Source organism: Methanobrevibacter ruminantium, assembly GCF_016294135.1.
GTDB lineage: Archaea > Methanobacteriota > Methanobacteria > Methanobacteriales > Methanobacteriaceae > Methanobrevibacter > Methanobrevibacter ruminantium_A.
Genome location: NZ_JAEDCO010000063.1, coordinates 1 through 4,806 on the forward strand (window position 1 = coordinate 1; position 4,806 = coordinate 4,806).

4 protein-coding genes and 1 tRNA gene are annotated in these 4,806 nt (G+C 33.0%); 2 read left to right on the forward strand and 3 right to left on the reverse strand.

What is annotated here, in order from left to right; all coding sequences use genetic code 11:
- Nucleotides 1–1,062: UPF0104 family protein (locus VW161_RS08640; protein ID WP_325192940.1), on the reverse strand; the 1,062-nt coding region annotated here is incomplete at its 3' end.
- Nucleotides 1,063–1,310: 248 nt separating this feature from the next.
- On the opposite strand from VW161_RS08640, the gene VW161_RS08645 reads away from it, so the two are divergent.
- Nucleotides 1,311–2,789, forward strand: a complete 1,479-nt coding sequence (locus tag VW161_RS08645; RefSeq protein WP_325192941.1) for a TrkH family potassium uptake protein — start codon at nt 1,311–1,313, stop codon at nt 2,787–2,789.
- A 243-nt stretch (nt 2,790–3,032) separates the two neighbouring features.
- On the forward strand, nt 3,033–3,707 hold the full coding sequence (locus tag VW161_RS08650) for a potassium channel family protein (RefSeq protein WP_304089139.1): 675 nt from the start codon (nt 3,033–3,035) through the stop codon (nt 3,705–3,707).
- 92 nt (nt 3,708–3,799) lie between these two features.
- Here VW161_RS08650 and VW161_RS08655 read toward each other — a convergent pair whose 3' ends face one another.
- The gene (locus VW161_RS08655) at nt 3,800–4,447 is read right to left on the reverse strand and encodes an MBL fold metallo-hydrolase (RefSeq protein ID WP_439778782.1); all 648 of its coding nucleotides are present in this window, start codon (nt 4,445–4,447) and stop codon (nt 3,800–3,802) included.
- Between the two features lie 203 nt (nt 4,448–4,650).
- Nucleotides 4,651–4,806, reverse strand: a tRNA-Trp gene (locus VW161_RS08660).

Below are 4,806 nucleotides of genomic sequence, written 5' to 3' on the forward strand. Positions count from 1 at the left end.
TTCTTCAATGGATTTCGTATCTTCCTTATCCTCGTTTCGAGATCCAGCAAGTGCAAATGCCTTATCTAAAACACTTGTTCCAAACATTGTAAGGAATATCAATCCTATGAATGTAGTCATCCAAAATGAAATCAATCTTTCTACAACAGTCGCTGCAGCACTTAATGATGCAGTAATTCCTGCATTAGCATAGAATAGGATCATTATACCATCTACAGCACCTAGACCACCAGGAAGGAGTGGCACCATACCTACAAATGATGCTAAAATAAACACTTCACCAATGATTATTGGACTGACTTTAGCACCAAATGCTAAAAACACCACATACACCCTTAGGATTTCAAAAATCCAAATCACAAAGGACAATGGGAGTGCATAATATAAGATGGATTTATCTCTAAGCAATGCATTCATTCTAGCTTGGAAAGTTTTAACTGCCTCAATAATTCTTTTTTCATTGCTTTCATTGAATTTCTTATAGAACCTGCTAACGATTTTAATAATCCATGAAGTGAGTTTTACACCAAAAGCTTCATTGATACATACATAAAGCAATAAAATAACCCCTACTGTGATTAGAGTGACCATAATCACCAGGAAAGCAATCAATTTAATATCCAATGAAAAAGTAAAGATTATTCCAATGATTGTTAATATAGCAAGTAAAACAAATGGAAATGTATCTAATGCCCTATCTGCAATAACGGTAGCAAAAGCATCTTCAAATTTAAAATGACCCTCTTTTGCCAAAAGATAAGCCCTTACAGGTTCTCCACCACCACGACCACTTGGAGTGATGTTGTTTACAGCCAAGCTAACTAAAACCATAGGAAGTGATTTTTTTATTCCCAGATTCATATTAGCTGTCTTGTTGATGATGTTCCATCTCCATGTGTATAAAAAATAAGTAAAGATCTGTATAGCAATAGCTAATAAAACAAGCCATAAATTCGATAGTTTAAGTGCTTCAATGACTTCATCTATACCAATGAAGTACAGCATAACACCCATTATTGCCAAACCGAATAATAAGAATATCAAGACTTTCTTGTTTTTCATTTTATCAACTACTGCTACTTTAATTATAGAAAATCATTTTGAAAAATTTGTAGATTAAATGATAAAAATAATCTCAACAATAAAATATTTAACAAATCTTTTATTTAAAATTATATATTTAACTTGGTATAGTTTGTTAGTATAAAAACAAAATAAAAAAAATCAGCACCCTAACCCTGTATAGTTTGCATATATAAAAACTAAACTATAATAATATTTAAATATGCAAAAGTATAATCCATATTTGTATGAAAAGGAAATATATCACTAAAGCGGATTTGTTGGTTGTACTCCATTATTTAGGATACATTATGCAAGGATTAGGTGTTGTTTTATTAGCCCCCATACTAGTTGCATTAATCTACGGAGAGTACATTAAAGTTAGCGCTTTTTTAATTCCTTGCTTTATCTCATTCTTTTTGGGAACTGCTTTCACTAAAAAATTCTCAAATTACAACAAGCTTAGACTAAAGCATGGAATGTTGATATCATCCTTTGCATGGCTATGGGCTTCATTGATTGGAGCTTCAATCATGGCTCTTTCATTAGATATCCATTTTGTTGATGCACTTTTTGAAAACATGTCTGCATGGACAGGTAGTGGAATGACTTTTTTTGTAAACGTTGAAATCTTGCCTAAATCTATCTTATTCTTGAGAAGTTTGGAACAATGGATAGGTGGATTGGGAATCGTAATTATATTTATCGGAATTCTAATCAGATCAGGTACTGCAGCATCAAGATTATACAAATCAGAAGCAAGAGAGGAAAAAATCAAGCCAAACATTGCAAATACCTTAAGAAAGGCTTTAGAAATTTATCTAATCTATACCGCTGCAGGAATAATTCTTTTTATTTTAGCTGGCCTTCCAATATTTGATGCAGTAAACCTTACATTTACCAGCATTTCCACTGGAGGAATGTCAATCAAAAATGCGAATGTTGGATTCTATCAAAACAGCTTGGTTTACATTATCACTATGGCTTTAATGATTCTAGGTGCAACAAGCTTTTCCATCCATTATAAGATTGTCAAAACAAGAGGAAAATCTGTTTTGAAGGATGTTCAGTTCCAATTGCTTATTTGCTTGATTGTCATTGCAAGTGCATTTATTTTAATAACAAATAAAATGGCCCCTATAGAAGAATTGTTCACCATCGTTTCTGCAATTACAACTACCGGTGCAGATGTAGTTCCCCCATATGAACTTGCAAGATGGGGCAGTGCTTCCCTTATTGTTTTAATGGTTTTAATGCTCATCGGGGGTTCTTCAGGATCCACTGGAGGGGGTTTAAAGCTTATTAGGGTCATTACTGTGATTAAAGGAATGAACTTAACCGTAACTAACCTGGTTTCACCAGAAGGAAGGGTTGTAAGCACAAAAATTAGTGGAAAGAAAATAAATGAAAGGGAGATTAAAGAGGCATCAGCATATATCGTGACATTCCTGATATTCCTTGTATGCGGATGGATCATTATGACCCTCTATGGATATGACCCATTTACAGCATTATTTGACGTTATTTCCATACAAAGCAATAACGGTTTAAGTACAGGCATAGTCTTTGGTGGATTACCAACCCCTTTAAAATTAACCTTGATTTTCCTAATGTGGATTGGAAGATTGGAAATCATACCAGTTCTAGTGGTATTTAGAACAATCGCGGGATTAATAAACCCAGCAAGAAGATTTAAAAACATTAAGAAAAATGGTTCTGGTGAATAAAAAATCACCATTCCCTTACCCTTTAAAAGCCACCTTAAAAACACTCCTTTTATTATTGTTTTAATAGATAAAAACTAACATTACGAAAGATTTATAAATATAAATTGAGATATTAAAACAATATGTTAATTTTCATAAAAATTTTTGAAAATTACCACAAAATTAATGATTATAAATATTAGTGATTTTTAAGAAAATTATTGTAATTTTTATTCATTGAAAAAAAGTTTTTAGGTGTTTGTTATGTATATTGTGATTATGGGAGGAGGTCGTGTAGGGCTTTCCCTTGCAGACCGTTTAATCATTCATGGTTATGATGTAACAATTATTGAAAGCAATGATGACTTATGTGATCAAGCTTCAGAGGAATTGGATGCAATGGTCATTTGCGGTAATGGAACCGATACAAAAACATTGGAAGAAGCGAATATTGAAGAGGCAGATGTTTTTGTAGCAACTACTGGTAATGATGAATCAAACCTATTGTCCTGTATTCTTGTTAAGGAATACACTGATGGCAAAATCATTGCTAGAGTAAGTAACCCTGACCACGAAGAGGCATTTAAGAAAGTTGGAATTGATAAGGTAATCAGTCCTGAAAGAACTGCAGCCGGATTCCTCGAAAAAGTAATTACAAGGCCAAATGTAGCAGACTTAATGGCATTTGGTGCAGGTAATGCAGAGATTTTGGATATGACCATTCAAAACCCTAAGGTATTTGGAAAGAAAGTTTCGGAATTCTCTCCAACCAAGGATTACATTATCATCTCTAAAAACAAAGGCAATCACGAATTGGAAATTCCTCAACCTGATGACATATTAAGCAACGGTGACAAGATTTCAATTCTTGTTAAAAGAAATGCCTTTGAAAAAGCTGAAAAGAAATTTATGGGCACTGGAGGATTATTCAGATTTTAAATCCATAATCCCAAATTTTTTTATGAATGAAAATTTAATTCACAACTATTAAAACTAACTATTTTTTCAATAAAAAAGGAATAACATAATCATTATCTTATCCCCATCATCATGCAAGACATTTCAACATGCTGATTGGCATTTTTCACCCAAGGACCATGCCCTGGAAGCAAATATTCAGCATCCAACTCCTTCAAACGAAGCAAGGACTCCCTCATGTCATTTGGATCCCCACCAATATCCATACGGCCTACTCCACCATTTGAAAAAATGGTATCGCCACTAATGAGAATCTCACCATCATATAATGATATTCCCCCTTTGGTATGCCCAGGGGTATTAATGACTTCAAAATTAGCTATTTTATCTCCTTCTTCAAGTTCGATATCAACATCATGCCTTCTGACAATTGAACCGAATAATGATGAAACTGTCAATTCACTTTCTGGATCCCTAAGAGCAATAGCATCAATCTTATGGATAGCTATTTTTGCATTTGGGAAAAAGTCATTTCCGCCAACATGATCATAGTGACAATGAGTGTTTACAATCAAGTCTATATCCTCTGGCTCAATGCCTATCTCTTTGATTTTTGAAAATAAGTTTGAATTGCTCTGACCAGTTCCAGCATCCACTAAAATGTAATCATATTCAGTATCTGAATTAGTGTTGTCAATCAAATATGAATTGGAATCAGCCATTACACCTTCAATACAATAAACATTATTGATTTTTTCCATAATATCACTTAAAAAAATAAATTTAGAATCTATTAAATATTCTTTAAAGAATAGTAAATAAACTTAACCTAAAATAGGCTAAAAAAATAAGAAAGAATAAAAAAATAATGGAAATAATGAAAAATTTACCTAAAATATACTATAAAATATGAATGAAAAAATTGAAAAAATCTAAATAAAAATAGTAAAAAGTTAAGTAAAAATGGGGTCACAGGGATTTGAACCCCGATCCTAGGATTTCTCTTGCCTCAGTACTCCAATTGGTCATCACATAACCAATGTATACTGATTATCAGACTACGCGTATTTCTTCAAAGACAACTGGAGTCCCAGATGATGCCAGGTTACACCATAACCCC